The sequence below is a fragment of the Chryseobacterium gambrini genome (assembly GCF_027920505.1).
Classification (GTDB): domain Bacteria; phylum Bacteroidota; class Bacteroidia; order Flavobacteriales; family Weeksellaceae; genus Chryseobacterium; species Chryseobacterium gambrini.
Map to the genome: position 1 here is coordinate 4,082,851 of NZ_CP115857.1, position 17,539 is coordinate 4,100,389.

General features: G+C 38.1%; 10 protein-coding genes. 7 read left to right on the forward strand and 3 right to left on the reverse strand.

What is annotated here, in order from left to right; all coding sequences use genetic code 11:
- Nucleotides 1-73 precede the first annotated feature (73 nt).
- Nucleotides 74-2,212, reverse strand: coding sequence for a S46 family peptidase (locus PFY09_RS18815; RefSeq protein ID WP_271160724.1), 2,139 nt, complete (start codon nucleotides 2,210-2,212; stop codon nucleotides 74-76).
- A gap of 314 nt (nucleotides 2,213-2,526) precedes the next feature.
- Here PFY09_RS18815 and PFY09_RS18820 point away from each other — a divergent pair, with 314 nt between their 5' ends.
- The gene (locus PFY09_RS18820; RefSeq protein WP_271160725.1) at nucleotides 2,527-3,003 is read left to right on the forward strand and encodes a copper resistance protein NlpE; all 477 of its coding nucleotides are present in this window, start codon (nucleotides 2,527-2,529) and stop codon (nucleotides 3,001-3,003) included.
- A gap of 56 nt (nucleotides 3,004-3,059) precedes the next feature.
- On the opposite strand, the gene PFY09_RS18825 is transcribed toward PFY09_RS18820, so the two are convergent.
- Nucleotides 3,060-3,707 carry an MgtC/SapB family protein gene (locus tag PFY09_RS18825; protein WP_271160726.1) on the reverse strand — a complete coding sequence of 216 codons (648 nt, stop codon included), beginning with the start codon at nucleotides 3,705-3,707 and terminating at the stop codon, nucleotides 3,060-3,062.
- Between the two features lie 85 nt (nucleotides 3,708-3,792).
- On the opposite strand from PFY09_RS18825, the gene PFY09_RS18830 reads away from it, so the two are divergent.
- On the forward strand, nucleotides 3,793-4,494 hold the full coding sequence (locus PFY09_RS18830) for a hypothetical protein (protein WP_271160727.1): 702 nt from the start codon (nucleotides 3,793-3,795) through the stop codon (nucleotides 4,492-4,494).
- Nucleotides 4,495-4,543: 49 nt separating this feature from the next.
- Here PFY09_RS18830 and ligA read toward each other — a convergent pair whose 3' ends face one another.
- Complete coding sequence (ligA, locus tag PFY09_RS18835) at nucleotides 4,544-6,547, reverse strand: NAD-dependent DNA ligase LigA (RefSeq protein ID WP_271162357.1); 2,004 nt, start codon at nucleotides 6,545-6,547, stop codon at nucleotides 4,544-4,546.
- A gap of 243 nt (nucleotides 6,548-6,790) precedes the next feature.
- Here ligA and PFY09_RS18840 point away from each other — a divergent pair, with 243 nt between their 5' ends.
- From PFY09_RS18840 to PFY09_RS18860, 5 genes are all read left to right on the forward strand, one after another.
- Entirely contained in the window at nucleotides 6,791-9,898 is a 3,108-nt protein-coding gene (locus tag PFY09_RS18840) for a TonB-dependent receptor (RefSeq protein WP_271160728.1), read from the forward strand.
- Nucleotides 9,899-10,266: 368 nt separating this feature from the next.
- Entirely contained in the window at nucleotides 10,267-11,010 is a 744-nt protein-coding gene (locus PFY09_RS18845) for a glycerophosphodiester phosphodiesterase family protein (RefSeq protein WP_271160729.1), read from the forward strand.
- 312 nt (nucleotides 11,011-11,322) lie between these two features.
- Nucleotides 11,323-14,286, forward strand: coding sequence for a SusC/RagA family TonB-linked outer membrane protein (locus tag PFY09_RS18850; RefSeq protein ID WP_271160730.1), 2,964 nt, complete (start codon nucleotides 11,323-11,325; stop codon nucleotides 14,284-14,286).
- A gap of 11 nt (nucleotides 14,287-14,297) precedes the next feature.
- A complete protein-coding gene (locus tag PFY09_RS18855; RefSeq protein ID WP_271160731.1) occupies nucleotides 14,298-15,749 on the forward strand; it encodes a SusD/RagB family nutrient-binding outer membrane lipoprotein in 1,452 nt (483 codons plus the stop codon).
- A gap of 88 nt (nucleotides 15,750-15,837) precedes the next feature.
- Nucleotides 15,838-17,421 carry a calcineurin-like phosphoesterase C-terminal domain-containing protein gene (locus tag PFY09_RS18860; protein ID WP_271160732.1) on the forward strand — a complete coding sequence of 528 codons (1,584 nt, stop codon included), beginning with the start codon at nucleotides 15,838-15,840 and terminating at the stop codon, nucleotides 17,419-17,421.
- The last annotated feature ends 118 nt before the right edge of the window (nucleotides 17,422-17,539 follow it).

The following is a 17,539-nucleotide window of genomic DNA, read 5'->3' on the forward strand; positions in this document are numbered from 1 at the left end:
TGTCAAAAATAAAAAGAATCTATTTAAATCCGTTGAAAAATTTAAATAGACTCTTTTAAATATGTTTTAAAAATTATTTTACAATCTTCATCTCATCAATCAGCCATTTGGAATCTGCAAATTTATCAATGATGAAAAGAATATACTTCGTATCCACCATGATATTTCTGCTGAAACGAGGGTCATAATTAATGTCGCTCATTGTTCCTTCCCATTGTCTGTCGAAATTCAGTCCTACCAGATTTCCGTTGGCATCAAGAGCCGGACTTCCGGAGTTTCCTCCAGTTGTGTGGTTGGTTGCTGTAAATCCTACAGGAACGTCGCCGGTTTTATCTTTGTACACTCCGAAATCTTTCTTGCCGTAAAGATCAATCAGTTTTTTCGGAACATCAAATTCATAATCTCCCGGAACATATTTTTCCATTACTCCCGCCAAATGCGTCTGATAATTGTAAGAAACGGCATCTCTCGGAGAAGAACCTTTCACTTTTCCGTACGTTACACGGAGCGTAGAGTTCGCATCAGGGAAGAATTTTCGGTCTTTATCCGTTGCCATTTGCTGCGCCATGTAAGTCTTCTGTAAAGCATCAATTTTCGTCTGCATCGACGTGAACTGAGGATCCGCTTTTGTGATGTAGGTATCTCTCATGGATAAATAAGTCTGATAAACAGGATCTTTTTTCAATGTTTTGATCAGTTTGTCCTGATTGGAGAATGCCTTGTCGATATCTTTGCTCAGAGAAGCTCCGTTTACTTCAGTTCTTCCTGTGATGATGGAGTTTTTAGAATCTTCTTCAACGGTCTGAAGATTTTGTGCTTCATTTTTATATTTTTCAAATCCTGCAGGTAAAAATTCCGGAGCCGTTTTATTGGCATAAAGAGCCAGTAATTTTGCCGTAACTTTTGCATCAAGTTCTGCATTGTAATCTTTGTAGAAAGAAGTCAGCCTGTTCTTAAAGGAAGTGGTTCCTTTTTCGTCCATTCTTCCGGCTTCAACCGCAGTAACGTAGTTGTAGAAAAGATTGGCAAGCATTAATGTTTCTGCATTTCTGATGGTTTCAGAATAATATGCGTTGTTTAATGCATAAGGAGCCTGATCGTTGTAAAGTTTGTTCAGTTGATCTAAAGTCGTTTTAATATCTTTATTTTTAGCGATCAGAGAATTTTCATACTGTACTTTTTTCTCTACCGCGTTAGATTTTTTCAGACCTTCTACTTCGCCTATCCATTTTTTCCAGTAATTGGCTACCGAAGCGTATTTTGAAGCATACTGAATTCTTGTGGCATCATCGGTACGCATTTTTTCGTCCAGTGTTTTCAAAGCAACATCTCTCACTGCAATTCTCGCAGGGTCGGTGTCTTTCATAATTTTTTCAACTGCGATGGCAGGAAGATATTCTGTGGTTCTTCCCGGAAATCCGAATACAAAAGTAAAATCATTCTCGTTTTTATCTTTAATGGAAACCGGAAGATAATGTTTCGGAACGTAAGGAACGTTATCTTTAGAATATTCCGCTGGTTTGTTATTTTTATCAGCATAAATTCTGAACATGGAGAAATCTCCCGTATGTCTTGGCCAAACCCAGTTGTCTGTATCCGAACCGAATTTTCCGATGCTTTGTGGCGGAGCTCCTACCAGACGGATATCTTTGAATGTTTCGATAGTGAAAGCATAGAATTTATTCCCATAATACATGGATCTTACAGAAATCGACTGATAAGGTTCTGTTTTCTGAGAATTTTTGTAAATCTCAATATTTTTGGCAATCTGCTTAGAAAGGTCAGGTTCCTGAAGTTTATCGGTTCCTTCTAAAATCTGAGAGGTCACTTCTTTGATATCAACAATAAAGTCTACCGTTACTCCCGGATTCGGAAGTTCTCCCTGAGGATTTTTTGCCCAGAACCCATTCGATAAAAGGTCATTCTGTACGGTTGAATGAGACTGAATCTGTCCGTATCCACAATGATGGTTGGTAAGCAATAACCCTTTTGGCGAGATAATTTCCGCGGTACAGCCTCCGTTGAACTGTACTACCGCATCTTTTATACTTGCTTTTTGCGGATTGAAAATATCTTTGGCAGAGATTTTCATTCCCAAATCTTTCATTTCCTTTTCATTAAGCTCCGTTGGAATCCACATTCCGCCGTATTGCTGTGCAAACGTCATTACAGCCGGCAAAAGAAATACAGATAGAAGTATCTTTTTTGTCATAATCAAAATTTTGCCCCAATTTACAAAGAAAAAGGGAGATTTGGGTTAAAATTGGCTGATAGTTGATTGTTTTTTTAGAGGCTGTTCAAATTTAATATTTTATGATTCTTTTATTTTCAAAAACAAATTTTAATTCAGCATAACGATTATTCTAGAAAAGTAAAAACAAATAAAATTTTTGTATCAGGATTGATGATAAGGTTTAATCTTTAATCAGTTCGATCTATCAACCATCAACAAGAAACCATCAACAAGAAACTATCAGGCGGCTTAATTTTTGCTGCTGAAAAAGCATTCACAATCAATCAATTATTATGAAAAAAACAATTCAGATTCTGGGAATCGCTCTTGTATCGCTTGTAGTTTCCTGTACCCAAAAAGACAAAAATCCTGAAGTGAACCCTAAAACAGATCCGATGGCGATTCAGACTCCGGTGGACAGTACAAAAATGAATTCCGTTGCGGGTGCTGATAATTCAGAAAATTCTTTGGACTGGGACGGAACGTATGAAGCCACAGTTCCATGCGCAGACTGCCCCGGAATTAAAACGACACTTGTTCTAAATAAGGACAAAACTTTTAAAATCACAGAAGAATATCTGGAAAGAAATTCTAAAAATGAAGATACAGGAATGTTTGTATGGGATTCTTCCGGAAGCATCATTACCTTAAACGGAAAAACTTCAAAATACAAATATAAAGTTGGGGAAAACACACTTACACGGCTTGATATGGAAGGAAAACCGATTGACGGTCCCAATAAAGCTCTGTATATTTTTAAAAAGAAATAATCTAATAATTTCCAAAATCCCTCATCTTAAGGGATTTTTTATTGACATCGGTGATATTAAAACTGATAGGCAATTATTTTATCATCTTCCATCAGGCTTTTCATTAAAATTTCATGATTGGTATTATTGCCTGTAACCACCCATTTTGTCGAGAGATTTCCCTGTGTATACTGTTGTTTTGCCAAGGTAAATTTCAGATTGTTTTTCTTAAAAAGTTCTTCACAGTGTTGAATATCATGATAATTGACTACCGCAATTTTATACTCCCGGATTTTATGATGTCTGTCTATAAATTTTTCAAAATACGTTAAATAATTTAAAACCAATAAAATAAGAAGCGTTCCGAGAAGGGAAAGATATACATATCCGCATCCGACTGCCATTCCGATGGAAGCGGTTGCAAAAATTGTTGTGGCAGTGGTAATTCCGTCGATTTTATTATCCCCTTTAAAAATAACTCCTGCTCCTAAAAAGCCGATGCCGGTAATGATATTGGCAGCCAGCCGATCCGGATTGGCGACCCCGATTTTAATGGAAAGTATTGTAAACAGGCAGGATCCGAAACAGACCAGAATAAAAGTACGCAGACCTGCCGATTTATTTCTGTATTCCCGCTCCGTTCCGATGAAAATGCCGAGAAGAACGGAGATGAAAATCAGCAGAAGCTCATTCTGGATGACGTAATGATCTTTTAAAAATTCCATTTTGAAGATTTTACTAAATAAAATTACAATAATTCTTTTGATAAAAATCCAAATGAGGTATATTGTATCATAAAATGCTACAACCTTGAATGAAAGTCTGAAAAAGTCGATTGAAAACCTGTATTCTGTTTTTTCAAAATATGAAATCCGATCTTTTATAGAGGGATGCCCCTGTTGTGTTTCGGATCGTGATAAAGAGAAAATTCATAGTAAGGAACTCAGAGAACTCGAAGAAGAGGATCTTTCCCGATATGCTTTCAAAGCAATGACAACGTGGGGAAATGTGAATGATTTTAAACATTTCCTACCGAGAATACTGGAGCTTTGTATCGATCATGATCTTGGAATTCAGCCGTTTGGTATTTTCGGAAAACTGAAATACGGAAAATGGGAAGTCTGGGATGATACTGAAAAAGAAGCGGTTACAACTTTTCTTTTGGAATGGTGGAAGTATTTCTTAGAAAACAGGACTTTTTTTGATGATGATTTGTTTTTCGGGATCTATAATGTGACGGGTGAAATGGAAAAATTATTAGACTGCTGGAAAGTGGAGATTGTCCAAAACAGCTTTATGATTTATGTAGATTTTATCCGGTATTATTATCAGGATTTTGTCAACGAAAACAAGCAAAATAAAAATTTCGATGAATCAGATCATGAAAAATTTCTGAAATGGATCAAAGAAAATGCAAAAAGTCTTGAAGAAGGTTTCTACTATTTCGAAAAGAGGGATGAAAGATTTGCAAGCGAAATTTCAGACGCTCTGTATATTTTGGAACACAGCTAAAAAAAGACTGCCTTTGAAAGACAGTCTTTTGTAATTATCTAAAGCAAAATTATTTTTCTACCAAATCCAAAAACTGCTGTTCATCCAGAATCTCAATCGTTCCGATGTCCTGCGCTTTTTTCAGTTTGCTTCCTGCTTTTTCGCCAACGACAAGGAAATTAAGGTTTTTGGATACTGCCGAAATATTTTTTCCGCCGTGTTTTTCCACCATTTCTTCTGCTGCTTCTCGGGTAAATAATGATAACTTTCCGGTAAAAAGGAATGTTTTTCCTTCCAAGACATTGGATAAAACTTCGTTCGTGCTTTCGCCTTTTTCCAGTTGTACTCCGTAAGATTTTAACCTTTCGATCATCAAAATATTTTCGGAATTTGCAAAAAACTCCACGATGCTTACCGCGATTTTGGTTCCAATATCTTCTACTTGGCAAAGCTCTTCCACGGTTGCATTTTTCAGATCTTCGATGGTCGGGAAATTTTTAACCAGTTTTTTGGCAACCGTTTCTCCGACGTGTTTTATCCCGATTCCGTACAGCACTTTTTCAAACGGAATTTCTTTGGATTTTTCGATTCCTGAAATGATGTTCTGTGCCGATTTTTCTGCCATTCTTTCGAGCGGGAGAAGCTGTTCCTTTGTTAACACATAGAAATCCGCAGGATTTTCAATCAGTCGTTCCCTGTAAAGCTGCTCAATCGTCTCACTTCCCAGATTATCAATATTTAAAGCCTTTCTCGAAACATAATGGATCATTCTTCCCACAACCTGTGGCGGACAGTGAAGGTCATTCGGACAGAAATGAATTGCCTGATCTTCAATTTTTACAAGCTCAGTGCCGCATTCCGGACAATTTTTAATGTATTCAATTTCCTTGCTTTCTTCCGTTCTTTTTTCGGTATTGACGCCAACAATTTTCGGGATAATTTCACCTCCTTTTTCTACATACACGAAATCGTTTTCATGAAGATCCAGCTTTTTAATAATATCTTCATTGTGAAGTGAGGCTCTTTTCACAATTGTTCCGGCTAATAAAACAGGTTTCAGATTCGCAACCGGAGTGATGGCTCCTGTTCTTCCGACCTGATAAGAAACGCTTTGCAGCTCGGTTTCCACTTTTTCAGCCTTAAATTTATAAGCCATTGCCCAGCGTGGAGATTTTGCGGTATATCCAAGCTGTCTCTGCTGTTTTAAAGAGTTGACTTTTAAAACAATACCATCAATTTCAAACGGTAAATTATGACGTTCAACATCCCAGAAATTAATAAATTCCTTCACCTCATCCAAAGTCGTACATAATTTTGCCTGCTGAGAAGTTTTGAAACCCCAGCTTTGCGCTTTCTGAAGCAGTTCCCAATGCGATGCTGCAGGAATATCTTCTGAAATAAACTGATACAGAACCGATGAAAGCCCACGTTTTCTCACTTCACCGCTGTCCTGCATTTTCAGACTTCCGCTTGCGGTATTTCTGGGATTCATGAACGGATCAAGACCTTCTTCCTCACGCTGTTTGTTGATTTTATCGAAATTTTTCCGGGTTAAATAAATTTCTCCGCGCATAAAGAAATGTTCCGGAAAATCACCTTTCAGTTTCAGAGGAATATCCGAAATGGTACGAACGTTTGCTGTAATTTCATCACCCTGAAAACCGTCGCCGCGAGTTACTGCCTGAACCAGTTTTCCGTTTTCATACAAAATGGAGATCGAAGCACCGTCGTATTTCAGTTCGGCAACAAATTCCACCGGTTCGTCAATGGTTTTAATAATTCTTTTTTCCCAGTCTTCAAGATCATCAAAATCATAAGAATTATCCAGAGAATACATTCTGAATTTATGCTGAACCGTAGGGAAAACTTTAGTAATTCTACCGCCGACACGAACGGTAGGAGAGTTTTCATCATAAAATTCGGGATATCGGGCTTCCAGATCACGAAGTTCTTCCAGCAGCATATCAAAATCATAATCCGAAATCGTCGGAGTATCAAGGAGATAATAATTTTCGTTGTGCTGATGAAGTTCTTTTCGCAGATCTTCTATTTTCTGTTGTATGTTTTCGGACATCGGGTTTCTATCTTTTTCAGCAAAAATAAATAAAAGTAATTCCAATTTAAAAAATAAGGGAATTAAATATTCTGCGAAAATTAAAAAGTTGTAACATATTTAAACCCACTGATTATCCACCAGATAAAATCGGGGTTAAAATTCAGGTAACATAAGGTTCCCATATAATTTAAAAAATGTTAAAACTCCCTTAAACAGAGGATCCTGAAAGTCAGAATACATTTGCAAAGCTAATTTGTAGATATGAGAAAAGTAAAGATTGTATTGGGACTATTGTTCCTGAGTTTTGGAACGCTTGCGTATGCGCAAACCACTCAGGCTTCTATTGTAGGAAAAGTTACCGGAATCGGAAAAGCTCCGCAGGAAAAGGTAAAAGTAACCATTGTAAATGAATCCACAGGGTTTAAAACGGAAACGGAAACCAATTCGAAAGGGGAATATATTTTCAAAGAAATTCCTTTGGGCGGCCCTTACACGGTATTCGTAAATGATGAAAAAAGGGAAGGCTACAATGTGAATTTTGGAGATCAGGTAACGGTAAACGTAGATCTGGGAAGCGAGAAAAGCATTGAAGAAGTTGTTGTTACCGGAAATTTAAAAAACAAAATCGGGAATTTAGGTGCGGCAACAGCCATCACAACCAAAAATATCGGAATTTTGCCTGTAAACGGAAGAAACTTCAACAACCTTGCTGAACTTTCACCTTTGAGCGGTAAAAACGGAAGTATTTCCGGACAGTTGGGTTCTTCCACGAATTTTACCATCGACGGAATGACAGCGAAAAATCCTACTTCTGCAGGTTCTACCACAAGCAGAAGTAATGCTCCGTTTTCTATTTCCATCGAAGCGGTTCGTGAATTTAAAGTAACCACCAATCAATATGATGTCACATTAGGAAGAAGCGGAGGCGGAACCGTAAGTGCGGTTACAAAATCCGGAACGAATAAATTTTCAGGAAGTGCATGGGAATATTTAAGAACAAACTGGCTTTCGAGCAAATACGACATCAGAGGAAATAAAATCAACAACGACTTTTCCACTTCTCAGTTCGGATTCTCTTTGGGCGGACCGATTATCAAGAACAAGCTGCATTTCTTCGTTGCTTGGGATCATCAATTGGATTCAAGACCGTTGCAGATTGCTGATATCAAATCTCATGACGACGAATTGAGATTAAATACCACAACGGCTACTTTAAATAAGTTCCTTGATATTGCCAGAGCTAAATATGGGGTTGGAAATACACCACAGTTCGGAAGTTTTGATAAAGTGAGAAATTCTGATGCCGGATTTTTGCGTTTAGACTGGCAGATTAACGATAAAAATTTATTAACTCTAAGAAATAACTTCACCTACGATCTGAATAAAAACGGTTTGGGAGACAACACAGCGATCAATGCATTTGAATCGTATGGAAATGATAAAAATCTGGATAACAGTTTGCTTTTGACTTTAAGATCCAACTTAAAACCGAACATGACGAACGAACTGAAGGCGCAGTATCTTTACACGTTTCAGGACAGTTACCAAAACGATCAGCTTGGTCATCCCGTTCCGAGAGCAATTGTCGAAAATATCGTAACCAGCATCGATGGAAAAGACAAGGCAACCAATATTCAGATCGGAGGTCACCGTTTTGCGCAGGAAAGTTTCAGGAATAATGTTTTCCAGATCGTAGACAATTTATACTACAATACGGATAAAATTAAATATACATTCGGTGCAGATTTAATGTATACGATGGCAAAATCGGTGTACGGAAGTGAAGTGAACGGAAGGTTCCACTTCAGGGAAAATCCTACTGTGAACGGTGGAGATAATTTATTTAATTTTAATAATCTTGTTGCGTACAGATTTTACAGAGAAGTTCCTTTGATGCAAGATCCTTCCGTGAAATCCAATATTTATAATTTAGGAGTTTACGGACAGATTCAGACAAAAATTGCAAAAGGTCTGGATTTAATGGCGGGTTTAAGATTAGATTACGGAGGCTATCCGAAAGCAGGATTCAATCAGAAATTGTATGATGAAATGGGAATCCGGACAGATAATCAGATCAAATCATTCATCATTCAGCCGAGATTCCAGTTCGATTGGAATATTAATGAAGGAAATAAAGACTTCCTGAAATTCGGGGCTGGAATTTTCTCTTCAGACATCAATAATTATATGATTATCAATAATCTGGTGTTTGACGGAAGACATTTGGCAACAGTGGATGTAAATCCTTCACAGATTGGTCTGAAGCCGGATTTCATCAGCTACAGAAACGATTACGGAACGGTTCCTACTTTAGCGCAGTATCAGCTTCCTACCATTAACTACACAGGAAAAGATGCAAAAATTCCGGTGGTTTATAAAGCCAATGTTTCTTATACGCATTTCTTCAACGAGAGATTCAGAGCGGGAGTTGCGGGTTACATGACGTTGGGAAGAAACAACTATTTCTACTACGACAGAAATATGGTGGCAAATCCTTATTTTACGCTGGATAATGAAGAAGGAAGAGGGGTTTTTGTTCCTGCAGCAACGATCGCAGCCAACGGAACGCTGAACTGGAAAGACGGAAGAATCAACAAAAATTTCGGAAGAGTTCTGGAATTGGTAAGCGATGGAAAAGTCAATCAGTTTTCATTCGTATTAGATACAAGTTACCGTTACTGGAAAGACGGAGAAATTACAGCAAGTTACACCTGGGCGGACATCAAAGACAATACTTCGTATAACGGAAACGTAGCCAATTCTGCAACCTTGTCTACCATGGTTTCAGGAGATCCGAGAAACTTAAGAATGTCGTATTCGGACAACCAGTTCAGAAACAAAGTCGTGATTTACGGGAACTCTCCAACGATTGCAGGATTTACTTTGGGAATCAGGTATGCCGGAATCGGCGGAACCCGTTTCTCTGTAACGGCAGGAGGAAATGTAAACGGAGATTTCGTAGACACGAACGATTTAGCTTACATTTTCCCGAATCTTACGCAGACTTTAATTGATAATCCTGAAGTGGGACAGGCTTTGAAGAACTATATTACGGATTACAACAACAAAGTTGCAGAAAGAAACGGCGGGAAGAATGGATTCTACGGAGTTTGGGACGTTCGTGTAGCAAAGAAAATCAAATTTGAAAAAATCGGAGCCTTTGAACTTTCAGTGGATATTTTCAACGTTGCCAATTTACTTAATAAAGAATGGGGCGTTAACAAATCTTACGGAAATACGGCGCTGTACAGAATTACAGGATTTGATCAGACAACAAAACAGTTCAAATACAGCCTGAATACAAGCGGACTGGAGCCACTTTCAGGAAATCCTTACCAGATACAGATCGGAGCGAAATATTCTTTCTGATTTAAAAATAAGTTTAAACTCATTTTAATATAACTGCAAAAGAGACAAAAGACTTTGTTGGATTTATTTAAAGTATTTCAAAAGTCTGCAAAGAGAAAAATCTTTGATTTTTTTAACTTATGTGCTCTTTTTTTACATTTAAGTATTCAACTTAAACAACTAAAGTGTTAAAATCTTTTGCGGTAAAAAAGTTTAGACAAATTTAATGTGAAAAAATGTGAATGGTCAATTTGCTTTGCAATTCAATTGTTAATATTAAATGATTGAGAATTGACAGCGAAGGACGCACGATTGACTATTCACTTAAATAAATTTATATACCTTTATCTGAAAGTTGAAAGACTTTCGAATACTATTCAAATTATATTATGAAAAATTTTATCTTAGGGTTCGCAGTTTTAAGCACAGTAGTAATGAAGGCACAAACCCAGATTGTAGCGCACAGAGGTTATTGGCAGACGCAGCCGCCGACAACGGAAAATTCTCTGAAATCATTGGAAAATGCGCAGAATTTAAAGATTTACGGATCCGAATTCGATGTGAGAATGACGAAAGACGGAGTTTTGGTGGTAAACCATGACGAACATCACGCAAAAATGGAAATTTCCGAAACCGATTTTAGAGAACTGGAGAAAGTAAAATTATCCAACGGTGAAGATTTTCCCACGCTGAAAGACTATTTAAAACAGGGGAAGAAAGATAAATCGCTAAAACTGGTGGTTGAAATAAAGCCTGACAAAACCAAGGAAAAAGAAGATGAACTGACGGCAAAAACCATCAAAATGATTAAGGATATGAAGCTTGGAGCGCAATGCGATTTCATTTCTTTCAGCTTAAATATCTGTAAGGAAATTAAAAGATTGGAACCAACTTTTAAAGTTCAGTATCTTAAAGGAGAGCTTTCTCCGCAGCAGATCAAGGACGAAGGTTTGGACGGGATCGATTACCATTACAGCATTTTCCAGAAAAATCCTACATGGATTGCAGATGCAAAAGCTTTGGGATTGATCACCAATGCATGGACGGTAAATGACGTTGCCATTGCCGATGAATTAAAAAAGCAGGGAATCGGTTTCATCACCACCAATATTCCGGATCAGCTTAAAAAATAAGATCATGTCATCTTTATACAGAAAGTCTGTCTCTTTTGAGGCGGACTTTTTTTGTTTTAAAAACTTCCTTTAAAATTCAGTCAACTTTGTGGTATCCCTTATTTACTCAGGAAAAGACAATAAAATTAAGGAAATAAATCAGCTTTAAAATATTAAAAATTATTCATTCGTTTAACCTCTTGTTAACCAGTTGGCTGTGCAATGTTATTAAGGTTTAATTAATATGGCGTTTAATAATTATTTAATAAATGTTAAAATAGTATTAAAATTCTACTCATAATATCGTTTTAGTTTTGCGCAAACAAAAAGGATATGCGTAAAGAGACACAAAAAGTACTCATTTTATCATTACTAGGACTTGTCAGTGTAAATCTGGCGGCTCAGCAAAAAGTGAAAAGAGATACCATTAAGAATATCGACGAAGTTGTGGTAACCGCTTTGGGAATCAAGAGACAAGACAAATCTTTAGGATATGTTGCCGAAAAAGTAAATTCAGACACTTTTGAAGAAACTCAGAACAACAACTGGGCTCAGTCTATGGAAGGAAAAGTTGCCGGACTGAAAGTTCAGACGGCAGGAGCGGGACCGCTTGCCAGTTCCAGAATTACCTTAAGAGGCGAAAAGTCGATGGTATTGGATAATAATTACGCATTAATTGTTGTAGACGGAATTCCTTTGGGAAATTCCACCACAGGAACCGGAACTCCGGCTTACGGAGCGGGTTCCGGAGGGGATGTTCCGATTGATTTAGGAAACGGACTGAACAGCATCAATCCTGATGATATTGAATCGGTAACCGTTCTGAAAGGAGCTTCTGCAGCCGCATTATACGGATCCCGCGCTGCGAACGGAGCTTTGATGATCACCACAAAATCAGGAAAAAGCAAAAACGGAAAAATTCAGGTAACCTTCAATTCCTATTCAAGTTATGATACCGTTTTGAAATGGCCGGATTGGCAGTACGAATACGGACAGGGAACTTTGGCTAAAAATACAGCAGGACAATTCTATTATTCCTACGGCGCTTCTGCAGACGGCGTAAGTACCGGAGGAACGAGCAGTGCTTTCGGACCGAAATTCGCGGGACAGTATTATTTTCAGTATGATCCTGCCGTTGGCGGACAGAGTAAGGAAAGACAGCTTTGGAGAGCTTATGAAGACAACATCAAAGGATTCTGGAGAACAGGTTCTACGTATTCCAACAGTCTTTCGGTAGAGAGTTCTAATGATAAAACCAATTTCAGAACATCGCTTACCTATCTTAATAACGAATGGATGATGCCGAATACAGGTTTCGACCGACTGAATTTTGCTTTGTCATTCGCGCATCAGTTAACTAAAAAATTAAAAGTATCCACCAAATTTACTTTCAATAAAACATCAAGTGACAATCTTCCGGCAACGGGATACAATAACCAGTCGATTTCCTATTTCATGATCTTCCAGAATCCGAACGTGGATCTTGCTTGGTACCAACCGATCTGGAAGCCGGGACAGGTTCAGATCGATCAGATTCACCCTTTCAGTACATTTATCGACAATCCTTACCTCATCGCTTACGAAATGCTGAACGGAGTGGATAAAAAAACGATTTTCGGAAACATTACGGCAGATTATCAGTTCAATAAAAATTTCAGTCTGATGTTAAGATCCGGACTGGAAGTGCTGAACGAAAAAAGAACAACAAAACGTCCGTGGAGTTCAGCCAATTATGCAAAAGGATTCTACAGAGAACAGTACATTAAAAATCACGAATACAACAACGATGTTTTATTTTCGTACAAACAGAGCTTTAATAAATTCAATATTTCTGCATCAGCCGGAGGAAGCATCCGTTACAATCAGTATGTGATGAATGATTATCAGGCAAACGGATTGAAAATTGCCGGAGAATACAATCTTACCAATGCGCTTGGAATTGATGTAAAATATCCGAGACCGGGAGACGAAGAGGTAAACAGTGTCTATGGTTTGGTAACATTGGGATACGACAATAAATTCTTTGTGGATGTTACCGGAAGAAACGACTGGAGTTCCACACTTCCGAAATCCAACAGATCATTCTTTTATCCTTCCGTAAGTACAAGTTTCATTCTTTCAGAAATTTTCAAACTGAAAAGCGACCGATTTAATTACTGGAAACTGAGAGCTTCGTGGGCAAAAGTAGGAATCGACGGTTCTCCTTACCAGTTAGATACTTATTATGATACCAGTTCCATCACAGGAAGTGTGGTAGCGAGAAATATCTTCAACAATCCGAATCTTAAGCCTGAAAAAAATGCCAACGTAGAAGCGGGGATGGATTTCAGCGTATTAAAAAACAGATTGAATTTTAATTTCACGCTGTATCAGAACATGAGTGAAAACCAGATCATTCCGGTTTCTCTTCCTTATGAAAGCGGTTATTCCCAAAGAATCATCAACGCGGGAAAAATCCGAAACAGAGGTATGGAATTATCTTTAAATACAACACCTTTTAAAACCAAAAGTTTCTCCTGGATGATCGGAGCCAACTGGTCTGCCAACGAAAACAGAGTACTTACCACGTCGGAAGGCTTCGACGGAATTATTTCAACCGTGGGAGGAGTGGTTTTTTATAAAGCCGTTGTAGGAGGTTCTTTAGGAGATATGTATGGTTTCAAACTGGTAAAAAACAGTCAGGGACAGGTTGTTTATGACAACGCAGGATTGCCTTTAAGACCTGCAGAAATAGAAAAAGTAGGAAATGCATTCCCGAAATGGAGAGCCGGTCTACAGAATGATTTTAAAATTAAAAATTTCACCGTAAGCTTCTCATTCGACGGTCAGTACGGTGGTGTTGCGTATTCGCAGTCGCATCACAAAATGTCGGAACAGGGAAAACTGAAATCTACACTTCCGGGCAGAGATAATCCGAACGGAATGATCGTAGGAGAAGGAGTAGTGCAGAATCCGGACGGTTCTTACAGCCCGAATACAAAAGCGGTTACCGTATCTGCTTATTATGCAGAATACTACAGAAGAGCCAACGTGGAAACGAATACATTCAGCACAGATTTTATCAAACTGAGAGATGCAAGAATCGCCTATTCTTTCCCGAAAGAAACCATAAAATCTTTAGGACTGCAGGATCTTACCTTAGCTATTTTCGGAAAAAATCTATGGATGTGGACAAAGTTCCCGATGTTCGATCCCGAAGTAGCCACTTTAGATAACGCCACCATTACTCCCGGAGTGGAAATGGGGCAGCTTCCAACCGCCAGAACCGTTGGATTTCAGTTAAATCTTAAATTTTAAATCTTAAAAAAATGAAAAAATTATTCATCAACATAGCTTTGGTTGCTTCACTTTTTATTTTCAATTCTTGCGACAGAAATTTTGAAGAAATCAACACAGATACCAGTAAAATTCTCAATCCGTCTGTAGGAAGCCTTCTTGCTCCCATTCAGTACGAAATGGCAAACTACGGATACAGCAGAGCCAATGATTTCACTTTCGATATCATGCAGATCGGTCTGGATTTTCCGAATGAAGGAAATACGTACAGCAGATATTATATGACAGAGGGAAGTGGAAACGGTGTCTGGAACACCTCTTACAAATGGCTGAAGCAGGTAAATGACCTGAGAACTTTTGCCAAAAAAGAGCAGAACAACAATTATCTGGCAATTTCCATGGTTTTGAATGCGTGGATCTACTCCAATCTTACCGATGCTTTCGGAGATGTGCCTTTTTCTGAAGCCGTAAAGATCGATCAGGGAATCATTACCCCAAAATACGACAGCCAGAAAGATATTTATGTTCAGCTTTTAAATGATCTTAAAACAGCAAACAGCTTATTCGATACCACCAAAACATTAACGGAAACCGATCTTTTCTATAATGCCAATAATAATGTGACGGGAATCGTTAACTGGAAGAAGTTCTGTAATTCTTTATCATTAAGATTATTAACGAGAATTCTTAAAAGAAACGGAGAAGTAAATGTTCATGAAAGAATTCAGGAAATTGTAAGCAATCCTACCACATATCCTATTTTCCAGAACAATACAGACAGCGCTTTATTAACCATTTCCGGAATTTCACCTTATCTTCCGCCGATAGCAAGACCACAGGATTTTACGGCATATCGTGCCGCAGGAGAATTTTTTGTGAATGCCATGAAAAACAATAATGATCCGAGAATGAGTATGTTTTTCACACAGGCAAAAGATCTGGCAACGAATGCGAACATCGGTTACAAAGGCGCTCCTTCAGGATATGCTTTGGGAAGTGTTTTCAATTATCAGCCTTCAAACTTTAACCAGAATCTTGCAAAAGCGCCGTTGAAAGATTTAATCATGACGTATTCTGAGGTTCAGTTTATTCTTGCAGAGCTTTCTTTCAAAGGAATTATTACAGGAAATACCCAGACTTATTATGAAAACGGGGTAAAATCGATTATTGAACAATGGGGAGCCACTGTTCCTTCCAATTATTTTACCAACGCTAATGTGGCTTACAACGGAACTTTCGAAAGAATTATGCTTCAGAAATACATTTCTCTGTTTTTTGTAGATCATCAGCAATGGTACGAATACAGAAGAACAGGATTCCCGGTTTTACCGAACAACGGCGGGCTTCAGAACAACGGACAGATGCCGGTAAGATTTATGTATCCTACCCAGACCAAAGTAATGAACACTGCCAATTATAATGCAGCAGTTCAGGCAATGGGTGGAGACAATATCAATGTTAAAATGTGGTGGAATAAACCATAAACTTATCCGTAGGATCGGGCTTTAGCCCGATTTTCAGAAAAATAATCAGATTGGCTTCAGCCAAAACTTACATTCAAATATTATTACAATGAATATAAAATTTTTAATGCCTTGTCTTTTAATTTCAGCAATGGCATTTTCACAGGCTTCTGTTTCGGGATATGTGTACGAAGACAGCAACAAAAACCTGAAGAAGGAAAACAAAGAAAAAGGAATCGAAGGAGTGGCGGTTTCCAACGGAGCTCAGGTTGTGTTAACCGATAAAAACGGAAGATACAGTCTGCCTGTTCAGGACGGACAGACCATTTTTGTTATCAAACCTTCCGGCTATATGACTCCTCTAAATGCAAATAATCTTCCTCAATATTATTATCAGTACAAGCCAAAAGGTTCGCCCGCAGATTTTAAATACAAAGGTTCTGCACCTACAGGCGAACTTCCGAAAGAAATTAATTTTGCCTTAAATAAACATAATGAAAGCAAAAATTTTGATATTCTGGTTTTCGGAGATCCGCAGCCTTACACAGAAAAACAGTTGGATTATTTTAAAAGAGCCATTGTAAACGAAGTGAAAAGTACGAAGAAAAATGCGGTTTTAGGAATCAGTCTCGGAGATTTGGTAGGAGATAATTTAAGCCTGCAAAAACCTTACGCAGACGTGATGAAAGAAATCGGACTTCCTTGGTATAACGTGATGGGAAATCATGACATGAATTACGAAGCGAAAGAAGATATGCTTTCTGATGAGACTTTTGAATCCAATTTCGGACCAGCAAATTATTCCTTCAATTACGGAAATGTACATTTTATTATCTTGGATGATATTTTATATCCCGATCCGCGCGACGGAAAAGGATATTGGGGAGGTTTCCGTGAAGATCAGATGCAGTTTATCGAAAACGATCTGAAACTGGTGGATAAAAATAAACTGATCGTTGTTTCTTTCCATATTCCTCTGGAGCATAAAAATGAAGATAATTTCAGAAATGCAGACCGCCAGAAATTGTTTGATCAACTTGCTCCGTTTAAGAATGCTTTGTTGCTTTCGGCGCACACTCACATTCAGCAGCAGCTTTTTTACGGGAAAACAGCAGGATGGAACGGTTCCAAAGACCTTCATGAATACAATGTAGGAACTACCTGCGGCGACTGGTGGTCCGGAACTTCGGATGATTTGGGACTGCCGACTTCTACGATGAGAGACGGAACAGCAAAAGGATATTCTTTCATCAGTTTTAATGATAATGAATATAAAGTAAAGTACAAAACTGCCGGAAAGCCGGAAGATTATCAGATCAATTTATATGTTCCGAAAGTAGTTCCTTTCCCTTCAAAAACGTCTGCTAAAGTTTTGGCAAACTTCTTCATAGGAAGCAAAAAAGATAAGGTAGAATACAGAATAGACGGCGATAAATGGGAAGAAATGCAGTATGACGAAACCGTAGATCCGAGTTTTGCGATGTCGGTTTTCAAATGGGACACCACGCAGAATATTTTCCCCGGAAGAAGACCTTCTAATCCGGAATCTTCAAAACACATCTGGACCGGAGATTTCCCGAAAAAACTTTCTTTAGGAAAGCATAAAGTTGAGGTAAGAGCAACGGATATGTATGGAAACCAGTTCTCTGCCACAGAAGAATTTGACGTTCAGAACCAGATTATTATTCCTTAATTTTCATTTATTACTATACTTTCAAAGAAACCGGCTCTATTTTGGAGTCGGTTTTGCTTTAAACATAAGCGGTTATTTATAAATTAATCATAATACGGATTTTTAGCTCGGCTAATGT

Excerpts from the sequence above, each read along its gene's own strand:
- PFY09_RS18855 (WP_271160731.1), top strand. The coding sequence starts at position 14,298 with ATGAAAAAATTATTCATCAACATAGCTTTGGTTGCTTCACTTTTTATT.
- PFY09_RS18825 (WP_271160726.1), bottom strand. The coding sequence starts at position 3,707 with ATGGAATTTTTAAAAGATCATTACGTCATCCAGAATGAGCTTCTGCTG.
- PFY09_RS18860 (WP_271160732.1), top strand. The coding sequence starts at position 15,838 with ATGAATATAAAATTTTTAATGCCTTGTCTTTTAATTTCAGCAATGGCA.
- PFY09_RS18850 (WP_271160730.1), top strand. The coding sequence starts at position 11,323 with ATGCGTAAAGAGACACAAAAAGTACTCATTTTATCATTACTAGGACTT.
- PFY09_RS18840 (WP_271160728.1), top strand. The coding sequence starts at position 6,791 with ATGAGAAAAGTAAAGATTGTATTGGGACTATTGTTCCTGAGTTTTGGA.
- PFY09_RS18820 (WP_271160725.1), top strand. The coding sequence starts at position 2,527 with ATGAAAAAAACAATTCAGATTCTGGGAATCGCTCTTGTATCGCTTGTA.
- ligA (WP_271162357.1), bottom strand. The coding sequence starts at position 6,547 with ATGTCCGAAAACATACAACAGAAAATAGAAGATCTGCGAAAAGAACTT.
- PFY09_RS18815 (WP_271160724.1), bottom strand. The coding sequence starts at position 2,212 with ATGACAAAAAAGATACTTCTATCTGTATTTCTTTTGCCGGCTGTAATG.
- PFY09_RS18845 (WP_271160729.1), top strand. The coding sequence starts at position 10,267 with ATGAAAAATTTTATCTTAGGGTTCGCAGTTTTAAGCACAGTAGTAATG.